This window comes from Roseovarius sp. PS-C2 (genome assembly GCF_018862045.1).
Lineage (GTDB): Bacteria > Pseudomonadota > Alphaproteobacteria > Rhodobacterales > Rhodobacteraceae > Roseovarius.
In genome coordinates, this window is the sequence record NZ_JAHKSQ010000002.1 from 189567 (window position 1) to 205455 (window position 15889).

Consider the following 15889-nt stretch of genomic DNA (forward strand, 5'->3'; position numbering starts at 1 on the left):
CACGCAGCCCATTGACCCCCACGCAAATACACCGCATATCCCCTACCATGACACCGCTCTCGCATATCCGCAATTTCTCGATCGTGGCGCATATCGACCACGGGAAATCCACGCTCGCCGACCGTCTGATCCAGATGACCGACACCGTGGCCGAACGCGACATGAAGGAACAGCTTCTGGACGCGATGGATATCGAACGCGAGCGCGGAATCACCATCAAGGCCAACACCGTCCGCATCGACTATACTGCCGAAAACGGCGAGCAATACGTGCTCAACCTCATCGACACGCCCGGCCACGTGGATTTCGCCTACGAGGTCTCCCGCTCCATGCGCGCGGTCGAGGGTTCTCTGCTGGTGGTCGACTCCACCCAGGGGGTCGAGGCCCAGACGCTGGCCAATGTCTATCAGGCGATCGAGGCCGATCACGAACTGATCCCCGTGCTGAACAAGATCGACCTGCCCGCCAGCGACCTCGACCGCGTCGCCGAACAGATCGAGGACGTGATCGGCATCGACGCCTCGGGCGCGATCCCGGTGTCGGCCAAGACCGGGCAGGGCATCCGCGAAACGCTCGAAGCCATCGTTCACCACCTGCCCGCGCCCAAGGGCGACGCCAGCGCGCCGCTCAAGGCCATGCTGGTGGACAGCAAATACGACCCCTACCTTGGCGTCGTCGTGCTGGTGCGGATCATGGACGGGGTGATGAAGAAGGGCGACAAGATCCGCATGATGCAAACCGGCGCCACCTATGGCATCGACCGCATCGGCGTGTTCCGCCCGGAAATGACTGTCGTCGACGAACTGGGTCCGGGCGAGATCGGCTTTATCACCGCCTCGATCAAGCAGGTGCGCGACACCAAGGTGGGCGACACGATCACCCATGAAAGACGCCCCTGCGAAACGCCCCTGCCGGGCTTCAAACCCTCGGTCCCGGTGGTGTTCTGCGGCCTCTTCCCCGTCGACTCCGCCGAATTCGAAAGCCTACGGGACGCGATCGAGAAACTGGCGCTGAACGATGCCTCGTTCTCCTTCGAAATGGAAAGCTCCGCCGCGCTCGGTTTCGGCTTCCGCTGCGGCTTCCTGGGCCTGCTGCACCTCGAGGTGATCCGCGACCGGATCGAACGCGAATACGATATCGACCTGATCACCACCGCGCCCTCGGTCGTCTATCACATCTTCATGAAAGACGGCTCCATGCAGGAGCTGCACAACCCCGCCGACATGCCCGACCTGACCTATGTGGATCACGTCGAAGAGCCGCGCATCAAGGCCACGATCCTCGTGCCCGACGAATACCTCGGCGACGTTCTGAAACTCTGCCAGGACCGGCGCGGCATCCAGATGGACCTGACCTATGCGGGCGCCCGCGCGATGGTGGTCTATGACCTGCCGCTGAACGAGGTGGTGTTCGATTTCTACGACCGCCTGAAATCGGTGACCAAGGGCTATGCGTCGTTTGACTACGAAATCACCGGCTACCGGCAGGACAATCTTGTCAAAATGCAGGTGCTGGTGAATGACGAACCCGTCGACGCGCTGTCGATGATGGTTCACCGCGACCGGGCCGAAATGCGCGGCCGCGCCATGTGCGAAAAGCTGAAAGAGCTGATCCCGCGCCACATGTTCAAGATCCCGATCCAGGCGGCCATCGGCGGAAAGGTCATCGCCCGCGAAACCCTTTCGGCCATGCGCAAGGACGTGACCGCCAAATGCTACGGCGGCGACGTGACCCGCAAAAAGAAACTGCTGGAAAAGCAGAAGGCGGGCAAAAAGAAGATGCGCCAGTTCGGCAAGGTGGAAATCCCGCAACAGGCGTTCATCTCAGCGCTCAAGATGGATGAGTGATCCACTCCAGGCGTGACAGGCCCACCCCGTCTGAACACGACTCAACGTAGGGTGCGCATTCACTGCGCACCGCCACGCCACATTCACCCGCTATCCCCGACGCGGCTGGTCGGTCCGAATGCATCGTATCGCCCGGTGCCCACCCTCCGGCCAACTGGCGCACCACCTGCCCCCCTCGGCACCATCCCGCCGATCCATTCGCCTGAGCCCCTCCGCCGTCCTATCTCCCTAAGTACCAACCAAAACGGGAGGACCAACCAATGAAACATTTCGCATTCACCGCCATCCTTGCCCTGATCGCGGCTCCGGCCGTGGCCAGCCAGTGCCCGATGGACATGTCCAAGATCGACGCGGCGCTGGAAACCGCGCAGCTTTCCGACGAGCAGATGGCCGAGGTCAAGGCCCTGCGCGCCGAGGGCGAAGAGCTGCACGCCGCAGGCGATCACGCGGCCTCGGTCGAGACACTGGGGCAGGCCAAGGAAATGCTCGGCATCGAATGACAGAGTAGGGGCGGCGGGCACATCCCCTCACGTCCGCTTGAGATTCGTGGCATCGCCGCCCCGCAGCCCCCATATTTAAGGGATTGAGACGAAAGGAGGTCCTCAAATGGACAGACTGAGCCTTGTTCTCATCCTCGCCGTGGGCCCCACCCTGACCGGCAGCTTCCTGATCGTCGTTCTGGGGCTGGGCTACTACAGCTGGCCCGCCATCGCCGGGGCGATCCTGCTCGGGCTGGTGCTGACATGGCCTGTGTCCTATGTGGTGTCGCGCTGGATCAAACGGGACGATCCCGATTTCGATCACACGCGGCGCAAGGGCAGCCTGATGCCCGATCCCGACGCGCCGGAAGTCTGACGCACCCGAGGCCTGAAGCCACGCGGCATCCGATACCGCCCCCGCGCAGGTCGCACGGGGCAGAACGGGTTTGCGCGCATGCGGCCCAAGGCAATGCCTTCCCGTAGCCCGCAGGCCACCGTCCTCGACCTTCTGCGCCTCACGGGGCCGTTTTTCCTGTTATTCCCCCGTTCGCATCGCCTATACCGCAGGTATCTCAACCAACCCGGATACCTGCCATGACCTGTGCCCTTTGTTCGTCTGACGCCCCGCTGATCGCCCATCCCGTTCCTGGCGGCCCAGACGGGGCCAGCGCGCAAATCTGCGCGACCTGCGCCGAACAGATCGACGGCACCCCCGATCCCGATCACTGGCGCTGCCTTGCGTCCTCCATGTGGTCCGAAGACCCGGCCACGCAGGTGCTGGCCGCCCGGATGCTGGCCCGTCTGGCCCCCGAGCACGGCTGGGCGCAGGATCTGGCCGATCAGCTCTGGCTTGATGACGACACCCGCGCATGGGCCGACAACGTCCCGCAGGACAGCGGCCACCGCGACAGCAACGGCGCGGCCTTGTCGCAGGGCGATACCGTCGTCCTGATCAAGGACCTGCCGGTCAAGGGCGGGGGCTTCACCGCCAAGCGCGGCACGGCGGTGCGCAACATCTCGCTCGTCCCCGACAATCCCGCCCATATCGAAGGCCGTGTCGAAGGCCAGCGCATCGTCATCCTGACCGAGTTCGTCAAGAAACGCTGACCTGGATCAAGGCGCGTCTTTACTTGCCGGTATACCCGTGCGGGCGTACCCAAGCGAAAGGCGCGCCATGCTCTGGCTGACGATCATCCTGCACCTGTTCATCGGCTCTACCCTTGCCGGGGTCGGCATTGTCGTGTTGCTGGTCATCGGGCAGGGCGGCGCATGGGCCCTGGCGGGTGCGGTGCTGGCCGGGTTCCTGCTGGCCTTTCCGGTGGCGTGGCTGGTGGCGCGCGCGATGCATGGTGACGGAACCTGACCCAGATCAAGGTGCGCGACATTGCGTTTCGATAACATGAGTCCACGCGCGAGCTTTACCAGCCAAGAGGGCACGACATGCTGCGTTTGGGACTCATTCTTTACCTTTTCATCGGCACCACCTTTGCCGGGTCGGCGATGATTGCCGCTCTGGCCGCCGGATACGATACCACGATGCCTGTGATCTATTCCTCCATCGCCGGATTCGTCGCGGCGATTCCGGTGGCCTGGCTGGTCGCGCGGGAACTCTATTCAGGCGACTGAGCGGGCCATTGCGTCTATGTTGGGCGCACCTGTCCGCTGGAGTGGCGATTTTCGTACGAAACGCGCGTACACTTCGTACGTTTCGTACGAAACTCAGCCCAGCCAGGTGCGGATCGCGGCCTCGAATTCGCGGGGTTTCTCGGCATGCAGCCAATGCCCCGCACCGGGGATTTTCGCGAACTGCGCCTTGGGGAATAGCGATTTGATGTCATTGCGATATTCCCGCTTTACGTAATCCGAGTCCGCCCCCGAAAGGAACAGGGCAGGGCCGTCATAGTGTTTGCCGGTCATATCGGGAAACGACAGGATTTTCGGCATCTCGGCGGCCAGAACATCCAAGTTCAGGCGCCATTTTTTCTCTTTTATATCAAGAGATTGAGTGAAAAAACTGATCAGGGTCGGATCGTCGACAAGCCTCTCCAACTGCTCCGCCACGTCCGAACGCTTTTCGATAGCCGACAAATCGACAGCTTTCATCGCCTCGATATACTGTATCTGGGTGTGGGTATAGGACACAGGCGCAATATCTGCCACGATCAGGCGATTCACCAGTTCGGGCCGCGTCAGCGCCAACACCATCGACGCCTTCCCCCCCATCGAGTGCCCCAGCACATCGAACGGCCCGTCAAGATTTTGTAAAACCCTGGCCAGATCATCGGCAAGGTCCGGGTAGGAATGTGTATCATACCAAGGACTTAGCCCGTGGTTTCGCATGTCCACGGCGACCACCTGCCGCGCGTCGGACAGCCGTTTCGCGATCACGCCCCAGTTTCGCGCCGAGCCGTAAAGCCCGTGAACGATCAACAATCCGGGCCGGTCGGTCTTTGTGCCATGTTCAATAAGGTTCAGCATAAGCCGTTGATAACCGGGACAAAGCCCTTGCGCCAGCCCTGTTGAGCGAGCTGCGTCCGCGGGGTATGCTGCATCTTCCGGAGGCATTGATGATCGACCCACAGAGACTATCCGACCCTGTCACCGAGCTGGAGCAGCTCTTGCGCGACCGTCTTGGCACGCGCGGGCGTAGCCTTGCGGTGAAACTGCGCCGGGCCGGGCGGCGCTTGCCGCGCTATGCGCGCAATGCGGGCCGCCGGATCACATCCGCCCAGACCAAACTGGCGCATCCCAAACTGGCGAGGCTGGTCAATCAGGCCGCGCTTGACCGGGACATGACCGTGCTGCGCGATACGCTCAAGGACATCGACCCGAAGGAACGGCGCAAGGATGCGGTCCTGTCGGTTCTGGGTAGTGTCGTGTTGAACCTGATCCTGCTGGGCGCCGTGATCCTGGCCTTTCTGTGGTGGCGCGGTGCGATCTGATTGCAGCCAATCTGGAGGCAACAGGTTAACACCACCTTACCATCCCGTGCTCTGCCATGAAAAAGCCCCGCGCAGATGAACCGCGCGGGGCATTAATTTACTTTTGAAACAGGGGCTTAAAGGTTCGGGTACAGCGGGAAGCGCTTGCACAGTTCCGCGACTTCGCCTTTCACCTTTTCCTCGACCTCGCTGTTGCCCTCTTCGCCATTCGCGGCCAGCCCGTCGACCACTTCGACGATCCAGTCGGCAATCTGGCGGAACTCGGCCTCGCCGAATCCGCGCGTCGTTCCTGCGGGCGAACCCAGACGGATACCGCTGGTGACGGTCGGCTTTTCAGGGTCGAACGGCACGCCGTTCTTGTTGCAGGTGATATGCGCCCGGCCAAGCGCCTTTTCGGTGGCGTTGCCCTTGACGCCCTTGGGCCGCAGGTCGACCAGCAGCACATGGGTGTCGGTGCCGTGGGTCACGGTATCCAGCCCGCCCTTGATCAACTGATCGCTCAGCGCCTGCGCGTTCTTCACAACCTGTTGAATATACGACTTGAATTCGGGGCGCAGCGCCTCGCCAAAGGCCACGGCCTTGCCGGCGATCACATGCATCAGCGGGCCGCCCTGAATGCCGGGGAAGATGGCCGAGTTGATCTTTTTGGCAATCGCCTCGTCATTGGTCAGGATCATGCCGCCCCGCGGGCCGCGCAAGGTCTTGTGCGTGGTCGTCGTGGCCACATGCGCATGCGGGAAAGGCGAGGGATGTTCGCCCGCAGCGACCAGACCGGCGAAATGCGCCATGTCCACATGCAGGTAAGCCCCGACCATGTCGGCGATTTCGCGCATACGGGCAAAGTCGATCTGGCGCGGGATGGCCGAACCGCCCGCAATGATCAGCTTGGGGTTATGTTCCTTGGCCAGCGCTTCGACCTGATCGTAGTCGATCAGGTTGTCCTGCTTGCGCACACCGTATTGCACGGCATTGAACCACTTGCCCGACTGGTTGGGCGCAGCGCCGTGCGTCAGATGACCACCCGCATCGAGGCTCATGCCCAGGATGGTATCGCCGGGTTTGATCAGCGCGGTGAATACGCCCTGATTGGCCTGGCTGCCCGAGTTGGGCTGTACGTTGGCGAACTCGCAGTCGAACAGCTTGCAGGCGCGTTCGATGGCAAGGTTTTCTGCAATATCAACGAATTGGCAGCCGCCATAATACCGCCGGCCGGGATAGCCCTCGGCGTATTTGTTGGTCATTACGCTGCCCTGGGCTTCCATCACGGCGGCCGAGACGATGTTTTCACTGGCGATCAGTTCGATCTCGTCGCGTTGGCGGCCAAGCTCCAGGCCGATGGCCTCGGCGATCTCTGGATCGCGTGTGGCAAGGGATTCGGTAAAGAACCCTTCGGAGACAAAGGGCTGGTTTCCATCATGAGGCATTGCGGCAACTCCGTCCGTGTGACTTTGATGATTTCCTATCGGAAACTCTGCGGGCTTGGAAGGTTTTAAAGCGACAAATGAGCTTGTCGTACCGGCATTACTGGCGCAACAGGTGGAAATGTGGTTCGATCCGACCCACGAGACGCGCTTTGGAAACGGGACGCTGCACAGATGGACAGAAAGATCGCCTTTGTTGCCAGTGATGCGCCGTCGGCCCAGACGGCCAGGGCGGCGCTGATCGGGCGTTACGGCAATGTCCCCGAGGCCGAGGCCGACGTGATCGTGGCGCTTGGCGGGGACGGGTTCATGTTGCAAACCCTGCACGGAACTCAGGATTTGACCGCCCCTGTCTATGGCATGAATCGCGGCACCGTCGGTTTTTTGATGAACGAATATTCCGAAACAGATCTGCGTGAACGTCTGGCCGCTGCCGAGGAAGAGGTGATCAACCCCTTGTCAATGAAGGCAAAATGCGCTGACGGCACAATGCACGAGGCGTTGGCGATCAACGAGGTGTCGTTGTTGCGCGCCGGGCCCCAGGCGGCCAAGCTGCGGATCACCATAGACGGGCGTTTGCGTCTTGAGGAGTTGATTTGCGATGGTGCGCTTGTGTCCACACCCGCCGGGTCGACGGCCTATAACTACTCTGCCCACGGGCCGATTCTGCCGATCGGGTCGGATGTTCTGGCGCTGACGGCGGTCGCCGCATTCCGCCCGCGCCGCTGGCGGGGCGCATTGCTGCCCAAAAGCGCTCATGTGCGCTTTGACGTGATCAACCCTGCCAAACGCCCGGTCATGGCGGATGCCGACAGTATCTGGGTAGAAAATGTGCTGTGGGTCGAAATCTGCTCGGAATCCGAAGTGGAGCATCGCATCCTGTTCGATCCCGGCCACGGCCTGGAAGAACGCTTGCTGCGCGAACAATTCGTGTAAGGCGGGGCGCGCTATCGGCGCACCCCTTCCAATTTGCCCTGTGTCAGGTCTTGGCATACCCGATGGTTTGCAGCGCGTCCCTGATTTCATCAAGGATTACAGGATCGTCGATGGTGGCCGGCATCTTGAAGTCCGCGCTGTCCGCGATCTTGACCATGATAGCGCGCAGGATCTTGCCCGAACGCGTCTTGGGCAGACGATCCACCACAACGGCCAGCTTGAAGGCCGCCACAGGGCCGATCTGGTCGCGCACCATGGTGACGCATTCCTTGACGATTTCCGCATGGTCGCGGTTCACACCCTTGGTCAGGCACAGGAAGCCAACCGGCAACTGCCCTTTCAGTTCGTCCGATACGCCGATCACGGCGCATTCGGCCACGTCGGGATGGGCTGCCAGAACTTCTTCCATGCCGCCGGTGGACAGGCGATGGCCCGCGACATTGATCACGTCATCGGTGCGCGCCATGATCCACAGATAGCCGTCTTCGTCCTTCATCCCCGCATCGCCGGTTTCATAATAGCCGGGGAAGGTGTCCAGATAGGATTTGCGGAACCGGTCCTCGGCGTTCCAGAGCGTCGGCAGGGTGCCGGGGGGCAGGGGGAGTTTCACGGCAATCGCACCGAGTTCCCCCGCAGGCATTTCATGGCCGGCCTCGTCCAGGATTTGCACGTCATAGCCAGGCATCGCCACGGTCGGTGAACCGGTCTTGACCGGCAGCGCCTCGATCCCTGCCGGGTTGCCTGCGATGGTCCAGCCGGTTTCGGTTTGCCACCAGTGGTCATAGACGGGAACGCCCATGATATCGCGCGCCCACTCGATGGTGTCGGGGTCGGCGCGCTCGCCCGCCAGATACAGCGCGCGCAGGCATGAGATGTCGTAATCCTTGATCAACTCGCCCTTGGGATCGTCGCGCTTGATCGCGCGGAAGGCCGTGGGCGCGGTGAAGAAGCTGCGCACGTTGTGCTCGGAAATCACGCGCCAGAACGTGCCCGCATCGGGCGTGCCCACCGGTTTGCCCTCGAACACGATGGTGGTGTTGCCGTGAATCAGCGGCGCATAGCAGATATAGGAATGCCCCACGACCCACCCCACATCCGATGCGGCCCAGAACACATCGCCCGGATCGACATTGTAGATGTTCTTCATCGTCCAGTTCAGAGCCACCAGATGTCCGCCCGTGTGGCGAACGACGCCCTTGGGCGCGCCGGTGGTGCCGGAGGTGTACAGAATATAGGCCGGATGGTTGCCTTCGACGGGAACGCAATCGGCCATCTCGACACCGTACTGGAAGGCGTGCCAGTCAACGTCGCGGCCTTCTTCCAGGTGGGCGACCTCCTCTTCCCTTTGGAAGATCACGCAGAAATCGGGTTTGTGTGTGGCCTGGTCGATTGCACCGTCCAGCAGCGGTTTGTAGTGCACCACGCGGCCCGGTTCCAATCCGCAAGAGGCGGCGATGATCGCCTTGGGCTTGGCGTCGTCGAGGCGCACGGCCAGTTCGTGCGCGGCGAACCCGCCAAAGACCACCGAGTGGATCGCGCCAAGCCGCGCGCAGGCCAGCATCGCCTCAAGCGCTTCGGGAACCATCGGCATGTAGATGATGACCCTGTCTCCCTTTTCGATCCCCTTGGCCCGCAAGGCCCCGGCCAGACGCGCCACGCGTGAGCGCAGTTGGGCGTAACTGATCTTTTGCTTGATGCCGGTGATCGGGCTGTCATGGATGATCGCCGTGCGTGCGCCATGACCGGCTTCGACGTGGCGGTCCACGGCGTTATAGCAGGTATTGACCATGCCGTCGGAGAACCACTCGTACAGATCGTCGCCCTTGTCGAACAGAGCTTTGCCGGGGGCGGTGTCCCAATCAATCGCCCGGGCCTGTTCCATCCAGAAGCTTTCGGGGTCCTGCTTCCAGCCTTCGTAGATGTCCTCGTATGCCATGGTATCCTCCTCCGGTCTTGTGCAGTTGTGTTACGGACGGGATCGGGCTGCGGCAAGAGAGTTGGCGCATTGCAGGACAGATTACCGCAGGAGATTTGCAGGAAACGGCGAAACAGGCTTGCAAATTTTTGCAAACCCCCAATTAAGAGGAGGCTTTTTGAAAAAGTGAGCGAGTTCTGCAAATTTGCAAACTTCCCCGCTGCAAAGTCATGTCATTACGCCCGAGCCAGATTCGCCATGTTCCGTCGACTCACCCGTAATGGGCAACCGGAGTTCCCGCGATGGCTGCCATGTTCAGCAAGCCGCGCGCGGTGATGCCCTGAGTCACCACATGGGCGCGGTTGCCCATTCCCATCAGGATCGGCCCCACTTCGAGCCCGCCGGCCTTCATCTTGAGGATATTTCGCACGCCCGAGGCCGCATCGGCATGGGCAAAGATCAGGATATTGGCTGTCCCCTGCATTCGGTTGTCGGGCAAAAGCCGCCCGCGCAGCTCGGGGTCTAGCGCCGCATCGACATTCATTTCGCCTTCATAGGCAAAATCGCGCGCTTTGGCGTCGAGAATTTCCAGCGCGGCCCGAAGCCGTTTCCCCGACCCTTCGGCCTGATTGCCGAATTGCGATTGAGAGCAGAAAGCGACATTCGGTTCGATCCCGAACCGGCGCACGTGGCGGGCCGCGCCGATGGCGACCTCGGCCAGCTGTTCGGGCGTGGGCAGAGAATGCACATGTGTATCGGCAATGAACAGGGGCCCATCTTCCAGGATCATCAGGGAAAGTGCGCCATGCGGGCGGAATTCGTGATTGCCCAGAACCTGCGTGACATAGTTCAGGTGCCAGCGGTACTCGCCGAATGTCCCGCAAATCAGGCTGTCGGCCTCGCCGCGATGCACCATGACCGCGCCGATTGCGGTGGTGTTGGTGCGCATGATGGCCTTGGCCAGATCGGGCGTGACGCCCCGGCGCTTCATCAGGTCGTGATAGCTGCCCCAATAGTCGCGATAGCGGGGGTCGTCCTCGGGGTTCACGACGTTGAAATCGCGACCGGGCCGGATTTCCAGCCCCAGGCGCTCGCAGCGGCGGTCGATCACCGAAGGCCGCCCGATCAGGATAGGGTGTTCGGTGGTTTCCTCCAGAATGGCCTGCGCGGCGCGCAGCACGCGCTCGTCCTCGCCTTCGGCAAAGACGATCCGGCGCGAGGCGGTCGCGGCGGCCTCGAACACCGGGCGCATCAGCAGGGCGGATTTGAAAACGCTGGCGTCCAGATTGGCCTTGTAGGCGCGCAGGTCTTCTATCGGGCGTGTGGCGACGCCCGACTCCATCGCGGCGCGGGCAACGGCGGTCGAGACGATGCCCGACAGGCGCGGATCGAACGGTTTTGGGATCAGGTAGTCGGCTCCGAAATTCAACTGTTCGCCCTGATAGGCCGCAGCAGCCTCGGCGCTGGTGGTGGCGCGCGCCAGCTCGGCGATGCCGTCCACGCAGGCGATCTGCATGGCATCATTGATTTCTGTCGCGCCTACATCCAGTGCGCCCCGAAAGATGAAGGGAAAACACAGTACGTTGTTCACCTGATTGGGAAAATCGCTGCGTCCGGTGGCGATGATGGCGTTGGGGGCGGCGCTGCGCGCCTCGTCGGGCATGATTTCAGGGGTGGGATTTGCCAGAGCGAAAACGATGGGCCGGTCGGTCATCTTTTTCACATGCACGGGTTTCAGAACCTTGGGGCCCGAGAGGCCAAGGAACATGTCCGCCCCTTCGATCACATCGTCGAGTGTACGCAGGTTCGTGTCCTGCGCGAATGCCTCTTTCTGCGGGTTCATGTCCTCGGCGCGGCCCTTGTAGACCAGCCCGTGAATGTCGCACAGCCAGATGTTTTCGCGTTTGACGCCCAATTTCAACAGCAGGTTCAGACAGGCGATACCCGCCGCCCCGCCGCCTGTGCTGACGATCTTGATATCCTCGAATTTCTTCCCTGCCACATGCAGCGCATTGGTGGCGGCCGCGCCCACAACGATGGCCGTGCCGTGCTGATCGTCGTGAAAGACGGGAATATCCATGCGTTCACGGCAAAGCTTCTCGACGATGAAACAGTCGGGGGCCTTGATGTCTTCCAGATTGATCGCGCCAAAGGTCGGTCCGAGGGCGCAAACGATATCGGCCAGTTTCTCGGGGTCTTTTTCGTCCACTTCCAGATCGAAACAGTCGATATCGGCGAATTTCTTGAACAGAACTGCCTTGCCTTCCATCACCGGTTTGGAGGCTAGCGCACCGATATTTCCCAGCCCCAGCACCGCCGATCCGTTGGTGACCACGGCCACAAGATTGCTGCGCGCGGTGTAGCGGCTGGCGTTTGCGGCATCGTCCTTGATCTCGAGGCAGGCCTCGGCCACGCCGGGGGAATAGGCCCGCGCCAGATCGCGACCGTTGGCGAGCGGCTTGGTGGCGCGGATTTCCAGTTTGCCGGGTTTGGGATACTCATGGTAGGTCAAAGCCGCCTGACGCAGGCTGTCCTTGTGGCTGTCGGTCATGGAAATCCTCCCTCGCAGCATTTAGTTTAGTGTTAAACTATTTTTTGGCACGCGCAATCCCGCCTGCGTGGCGATATATGGACAGCTTGCATCCTGCGGTCGCCAGACGCAATGTTAAACCCGGTTTGCGGTTTCGCCGCGGATGAAGCAGGGAACAGTCAATGACATTGATCGAGCATGCCCGCGCTGTGCGTGACAATGCCCATGCACCGTATTCTGGGTTCAAGGTGGGGGCGGCGGTGCGTGCTGCCTCGGGGGAAATCTATGTCGGGTGCAATGTCGAAAACGCGTCTTATCCCGAGGGCACCTGTGCCGAGGCGGGGGCCGTTGCCGCCATGATCGCCGCAGGAGAAACGGTGCTGACCGAAGTGGCAATCATTGCGGACAGTCCCGAACCCGTCCGGCCTTGCGGGGGCTGCCGCCAGCGACTTGCGGAATTCGGAAACCCGGATTTGCCGGTGATCATGGCGGCGGTGAACGGTCGGCAGATTACCGCGACGCTGGAAGAGCTGCTGCCCGGTGCCTTCGCCTCGATCAGCTTGCCGCGGGGCTGAGAGATGGATGCGCGCATGATCATCGCCAGGGTTCGTGATCGCCACACACCCGCGCCGGACGAATTGACATGGTTCGCTCGGGGATTGGCCGATGGCCATGTCAGCGATGCACAGGCCGGGGCCTTTGCCATGGCGGTTTTGTTGAACGGTTTGGGAGAAGAGGGGCGTGTCGCGCTGACACTGGCCATGCGCGACAGCGGAACGGTTCTGCACTGGGAGTGCGACGGCCCGGTGATCGACAAGCATTCGACGGGCGGTGTGGGCGATTGCGTCAGTCTGGTGCTGGCTCCCGCCCTTGCCGCCTGCGGGGCGTACGTGCCGATGATCTCGGGCCGGGGCTTGGGGCATACCGGCGGTACGCTCGACAAGATGGAAGCGATCCCTGGACTCATGGTCGATCTGGACGAGGCGCGTTTTCGGCATGTGGTTTCGCAGGCGGGCTGCGCGATTGTCAGCGCCAGTGCCCATATGGCCCCGGCGGACCGGCGGCTTTACGCGGTGCGCGACGTGACGGCGACGGTGGAAAGTCTCGACCTGATCACCGCTTCGATCCTGTCCAAGAAGCTGGCGGCGGGGCTGCAAGGGCTTGTTCTGGATGTCAAAACAGGCTCGGGCGCGTTCATGAAGCACAGGCAAGATGCGCGGGCATTGGCTGCGGCGCTGGTGGATGTGGCCAATGCCGCAGGGTGCAGGACAAGCGCCATGATCACCGATATGAACCAACCGCTGGCCCCGGCGCTTGGCAATGCGCTTGAGGTGCCCGAGGCGATGCGCGTGTTGACGGGGCAGGCGGCTGGCCCGCTCGCCGATCTCAGCATCGAACTTGGCGGTCAGGCGTTGTTTCTGGGCGAGGCGGTCGCAACGGCGGAGGAGGGGAAGGCCCGGATTGCCTCGGTTCTTTCCGATGGTCGCGCTGCTGAACATTTTGGCCGGATGGTGGCGGCCATGGATGGGCCCACGCGCTTTGTCGAGGACTGGGCACGCTTGTTGCCCGAGGCCACGGTGATCCGCGATTTGCCAGCCCCGCGTGCCGGCCATGTCGCCGCGATGGATGGAGAAGCTATGGGGCTGGCGGTAATCGGTCTCGGTGGCGGGCGGCAGGTTGAAAGTGACCGCGTCGATCCCGCCGTCGGGTTGGACAGGGTTGTGCCGCTCGGAACGCAGGTCGAGGCGGGCGAGCCGTTGCTGCGCATCCATGCCGCCCGCCCCGAGCAGGCCGACAGGGCGGCTGAGCGTCTGTTGGCGGCGATTACGATCACCGAAGAAAATCCCGAAATACGATCACTGATCCACGAAAGGCTGGGCTGATGCCCCGTGCGTTTCTGGTTGTGATGGATTCAGTCGGCATCGGCGGGGCGCCGGATGCCGGGGAGTTTTTCAATAGCGGAAAGCCCGATACCGGCGCGAATACCGTGGGTCATATCGCACAATCCTGTCCGCATGGGTTGCATATGCCGGTTCTGGACGGGCTGGGGCTGGGGGCGGCAATCAGGCTGGCCTCGGGGCTTGATGCGCCGGGGTTCGGGAGTATGCCGCAGGGCTTGTGGGGGTGTGCCACCGAAGTCTCGAAGGGCAAGGACACGCCCTCGGGGCATTGGGAACTGGCGGGGGTGCCCGTGCCTTGGGAGTGGCATTATTTTCCCGATACGATACCGGCCTTTCCCGAGGATGTGGTCAGGGCCGTCATGCAGGCCGCCGGTGTGGCGGGTATCCTTGGCAATTGCCACGCCTCGGGCACCGAGATCATCGCACGGCTTGGCCCTGAGCATCTGCGCAGCGGTTGGCCGATCTGCTATACCTCGGCTGACAGCGTGTTTCAGATTGCGGCGCATGAACAGGTTTTCGGGCTGGAGCGTCTTTTGGACCTCTGCCGCACGGTGGCGCCGGTTCTGCACCGGATGCGGGTGGGCCGCGTGATTGCCCGGCCCTTTACCGGAGATGCCGAAAGCGGTTTTGTCCGCACCGCCAACCGCCGGGATTTCGCCGTCCCGCCGCCTGAACCGACCTTATGCGACTGGGTGCAAGGTGCCGGGCGCAGGGTGCATGCCATTGGCAAGATTGGCGATATTTTCTCGATGCAGGGAATTGACGATGTTGCAAAGGGCGCGGATGCCGAGCTTATGGAACATCTGTTCGGGGCGGTGGAACATGCGGAGGAGGGCAGCCTGACCTTCGCCAACTTTGTCGAGTTCGACAGCCTTTATGGCCATCGTCGGGATGTCGAGGGCTATGCGAAGGCTCTGGAGTGGTTCGACCGCCAGATCGGTGTGCTCTTGCCGCGGTTGAGGAAAGACGACCTGATGCTGCTGACGGCCGATCACGGCAACGATCCCACATGGCCCGGTACGGATCACACGCGTGAACGCGTTCCGGTTCTGGTGGCCGGATATGGTGCGGGCGAGATCGGAAAGGTGCGCTTTGCCGATGTCGGGGCCAGGGTCGCGGCGCATCTGGGGGTGCCCGCACAAGGGCCCGGACGCAGTTTCCTGCCGGTACGGAAAGGCGTATGACCGTTGCCCTTGCGCCCGCTTTCTGAGATGACAGGACAGGAACGCAGCACGCGCCAGAAAGGTACCCGCCGATGAAACAGCATCTGACCGTCGTCACCCATCCGCTTGTGCAGCACAAGCTGACCATCATGCGAGAAAAGGCGACGTCGACGGCGGTGTTTCGTCAGCTCCTGCGCGAGATCAGTCAGTTGCTGGCATATGAGGTCACTTACGAGCTGGAAATGACCACGCGCCGTATCGACACCCCGTTGCAGGAAATGGATGCACCTGTTCTGGCCGGGCGCAAGCTGGCGCTGATCTCGATCCTGCGAGCGGGGAACGGGCTGTTGGATGGCATGCTGGAACTGATCCCCTCGGCGCGGGTCGGGTTTGTCGGGCTTTATCGGGATGAGAAAACGCTCAAACCCGTGCAATATTACTACAAGGTGCCGGACCATCTGGACGAGCGCATGGTGATCGTCGTCGATCCGATGCTGGCCACGGGCAATTCTTCGGCTGCGGCGATCGACCTGCTCAAGCAATCGGGGGCAAAACATATCCGCTTTCTGTGTCTTCTGGCCGCGCCCGAAGGGGTCGCGCGGATGAAGGAGGCGCACCCCGATGTTCCCATCGTCACGGCCGCCCTGGACGAGCGTCTGAACGAGCATGGATATATCCTGCCAGGACTAGGGGATGCGGGTGACCGCATGTATGGCACTAAATAGGCGATAAACTGTTTACTCGCTGGCACAAAT

General features: G+C 62.0%; 16 protein-coding genes. 12 read left to right on the plus strand and 4 right to left on the minus strand.

The window, feature by feature from the left end; all coding sequences use genetic code 11:
• Positions 1-47: 47 nt before the first annotated feature.
• The 6 genes from lepA to KPG71_RS04290 all read left to right on the plus strand — a co-directional run bounded on the left by lepA (position 48) and on the right by KPG71_RS04290 (position 3952).
• The gene (gene lepA, locus KPG71_RS04265; RefSeq protein ID WP_216336897.1) at positions 48-1847 is read left to right on the plus strand and encodes a translation elongation factor 4; all 1800 of its coding nucleotides are present in this window, start codon (positions 48-50) and stop codon (positions 1845-1847) included.
• Between the two features lie 260 nt (positions 1848-2107).
• On the plus strand, positions 2108-2347 hold the full coding sequence (locus KPG71_RS04270) for a hypothetical protein (protein ID WP_216336898.1): 240 nt from the start codon (positions 2108-2110) through the stop codon (positions 2345-2347).
• Positions 2348-2453: 106 nt separating this feature from the next.
• On the plus strand, positions 2454-2702 hold the full coding sequence (locus KPG71_RS04275) for a hypothetical protein (RefSeq protein ID WP_216336899.1): 249 nt from the start codon (positions 2454-2456) through the stop codon (positions 2700-2702).
• Positions 2703-2920: 218 nt separating this feature from the next.
• Positions 2921-3433: an alkylphosphonate utilization protein gene (locus tag KPG71_RS04280; protein WP_216336900.1), complete on the plus strand. Its 513-nt coding sequence runs from the start codon at positions 2921-2923 to the stop codon at positions 3431-3433.
• Between the two features lie 67 nt (positions 3434-3500).
• Positions 3501-3689, plus strand: coding sequence for a CTP synthetase (locus KPG71_RS04285; RefSeq protein WP_216336901.1), 189 nt, complete (start codon positions 3501-3503; stop codon positions 3687-3689).
• A 77-nt stretch (positions 3690-3766) separates the two neighbouring features.
• Positions 3767-3952: a CTP synthetase gene (locus KPG71_RS04290; protein ID WP_216336902.1), complete on the plus strand. Its 186-nt coding sequence runs from the start codon at positions 3767-3769 to the stop codon at positions 3950-3952.
• A 93-nt stretch (positions 3953-4045) separates the two neighbouring features.
• On the opposite strand, the gene KPG71_RS04295 is transcribed toward KPG71_RS04290, so the two are convergent.
• Positions 4046-4804, minus strand: a complete 759-nt coding sequence (locus KPG71_RS04295) for an alpha/beta fold hydrolase (RefSeq protein ID WP_216336903.1) — start codon at positions 4802-4804, stop codon at positions 4046-4048.
• A 65-nt stretch (positions 4805-4869) separates the two neighbouring features.
• On the opposite strand from KPG71_RS04295, the gene KPG71_RS04300 reads away from it, so the two are divergent.
• A complete protein-coding gene (locus KPG71_RS04300; RefSeq protein ID WP_216336904.1) occupies positions 4870-5268 on the plus strand; it encodes a hypothetical protein in 399 nt (132 codons plus the stop codon).
• A 116-nt stretch (positions 5269-5384) separates the two neighbouring features.
• On the opposite strand, the gene glyA is transcribed toward KPG71_RS04300, so the two are convergent.
• Complete coding sequence (gene glyA, locus KPG71_RS04305) at positions 5385-6692, minus strand: serine hydroxymethyltransferase (protein WP_216336905.1); 1308 nt, start codon at positions 6690-6692, stop codon at positions 5385-5387.
• A 171-nt stretch (positions 6693-6863) separates the two neighbouring features.
• Between glyA and KPG71_RS04310 the strand changes: the two genes are divergently transcribed.
• Entirely contained in the window at positions 6864-7625 is a 762-nt protein-coding gene (locus KPG71_RS04310) for an NAD kinase (RefSeq protein ID WP_216336906.1), read from the plus strand.
• 43 nt (positions 7626-7668) lie between these two features.
• Here KPG71_RS04310 and prpE read toward each other — a convergent pair whose 3' ends face one another.
• A complete protein-coding gene (gene prpE, locus KPG71_RS04315; protein WP_216336907.1) occupies positions 7669-9561 on the minus strand; it encodes a propionate-CoA ligase PrpE in 1893 nt (630 codons plus the stop codon).
• Between the two features lie 250 nt (positions 9562-9811).
• Positions 9812-12091: an NADP-dependent malic enzyme gene (locus KPG71_RS04320; RefSeq protein WP_216336908.1), complete on the minus strand. Its 2280-nt coding sequence runs from the start codon at positions 12089-12091 to the stop codon at positions 9812-9814.
• 161 nt (positions 12092-12252) lie between these two features.
• Here KPG71_RS04320 and KPG71_RS04325 point away from each other — a divergent pair, with 161 nt between their 5' ends.
• From KPG71_RS04325 to upp, 4 genes are all read left to right on the plus strand, one after another.
• Entirely contained in the window at positions 12253-12645 is a 393-nt protein-coding gene (locus KPG71_RS04325) for a cytidine deaminase (protein ID WP_216336909.1), read from the plus strand.
• Positions 12646-12648: 3 nt separating this feature from the next.
• Positions 12649-13953, plus strand: coding sequence for a thymidine phosphorylase (locus KPG71_RS04330; RefSeq protein ID WP_216336910.1), 1305 nt, complete (start codon positions 12649-12651; stop codon positions 13951-13953).
• A complete protein-coding gene (locus KPG71_RS04335; RefSeq protein WP_216336911.1) occupies positions 13953-15155 on the plus strand; it encodes a phosphopentomutase in 1203 nt (400 codons plus the stop codon). The genes KPG71_RS04330 and KPG71_RS04335 overlap by 1 nt, the downstream gene beginning before the upstream one ends.
• A gap of 71 nt (positions 15156-15226) precedes the next feature.
• Entirely contained in the window at positions 15227-15859 is a 633-nt protein-coding gene (gene upp, locus KPG71_RS04340) for a uracil phosphoribosyltransferase (protein ID WP_216336912.1), read from the plus strand.
• The last annotated feature ends 30 nt before the right edge of the window (positions 15860-15889 follow it).

Coding starts and splice junctions, on each gene's coding strand:
- lepA (WP_216336897.1), top strand. CDS start 48: ATGACACCGCTCTCGCATATCCGCAATTTCTCGATCGTGGCGCATATC.
- KPG71_RS04270 (WP_216336898.1), top strand. CDS start 2,108: ATGAAACATTTCGCATTCACCGCCATCCTTGCCCTGATCGCGGCTCCG.
- KPG71_RS04275 (WP_216336899.1), top strand. CDS start 2,454: ATGGACAGACTGAGCCTTGTTCTCATCCTCGCCGTGGGCCCCACCCTG.
- KPG71_RS04280 (WP_216336900.1), top strand. CDS start 2,921: ATGACCTGTGCCCTTTGTTCGTCTGACGCCCCGCTGATCGCCCATCCC.
- KPG71_RS04285 (WP_216336901.1), top strand. CDS start 3,501: ATGCTCTGGCTGACGATCATCCTGCACCTGTTCATCGGCTCTACCCTT.
- KPG71_RS04290 (WP_216336902.1), top strand. CDS start 3,767: ATGCTGCGTTTGGGACTCATTCTTTACCTTTTCATCGGCACCACCTTT.
- KPG71_RS04295 (WP_216336903.1), bottom strand. CDS start 4,804: ATGCTGAACCTTATTGAACATGGCACAAAGACCGACCGGCCCGGATTG.
- KPG71_RS04300 (WP_216336904.1), top strand. CDS start 4,870: ATGCTGCATCTTCCGGAGGCATTGATGATCGACCCACAGAGACTATCC.
- glyA (WP_216336905.1), bottom strand. CDS start 6,692: ATGCCTCATGATGGAAACCAGCCCTTTGTCTCCGAAGGGTTCTTTACC.
- KPG71_RS04310 (WP_216336906.1), top strand. CDS start 6,864: ATGGACAGAAAGATCGCCTTTGTTGCCAGTGATGCGCCGTCGGCCCAG.
- prpE (WP_216336907.1), bottom strand. CDS start 9,561: ATGGCATACGAGGACATCTACGAAGGCTGGAAGCAGGACCCCGAAAGC.
- KPG71_RS04320 (WP_216336908.1), bottom strand. CDS start 12,091: ATGACCGACAGCCACAAGGACAGCCTGCGTCAGGCGGCTTTGACCTAC.
- KPG71_RS04325 (WP_216336909.1), top strand. CDS start 12,253: ATGACATTGATCGAGCATGCCCGCGCTGTGCGTGACAATGCCCATGCA.
- KPG71_RS04330 (WP_216336910.1), top strand. CDS start 12,649: ATGGATGCGCGCATGATCATCGCCAGGGTTCGTGATCGCCACACACCC.
- KPG71_RS04335 (WP_216336911.1), top strand. CDS start 13,953: ATGCCCCGTGCGTTTCTGGTTGTGATGGATTCAGTCGGCATCGGCGGG.
- upp (WP_216336912.1), top strand. CDS start 15,227: ATGAAACAGCATCTGACCGTCGTCACCCATCCGCTTGTGCAGCACAAG.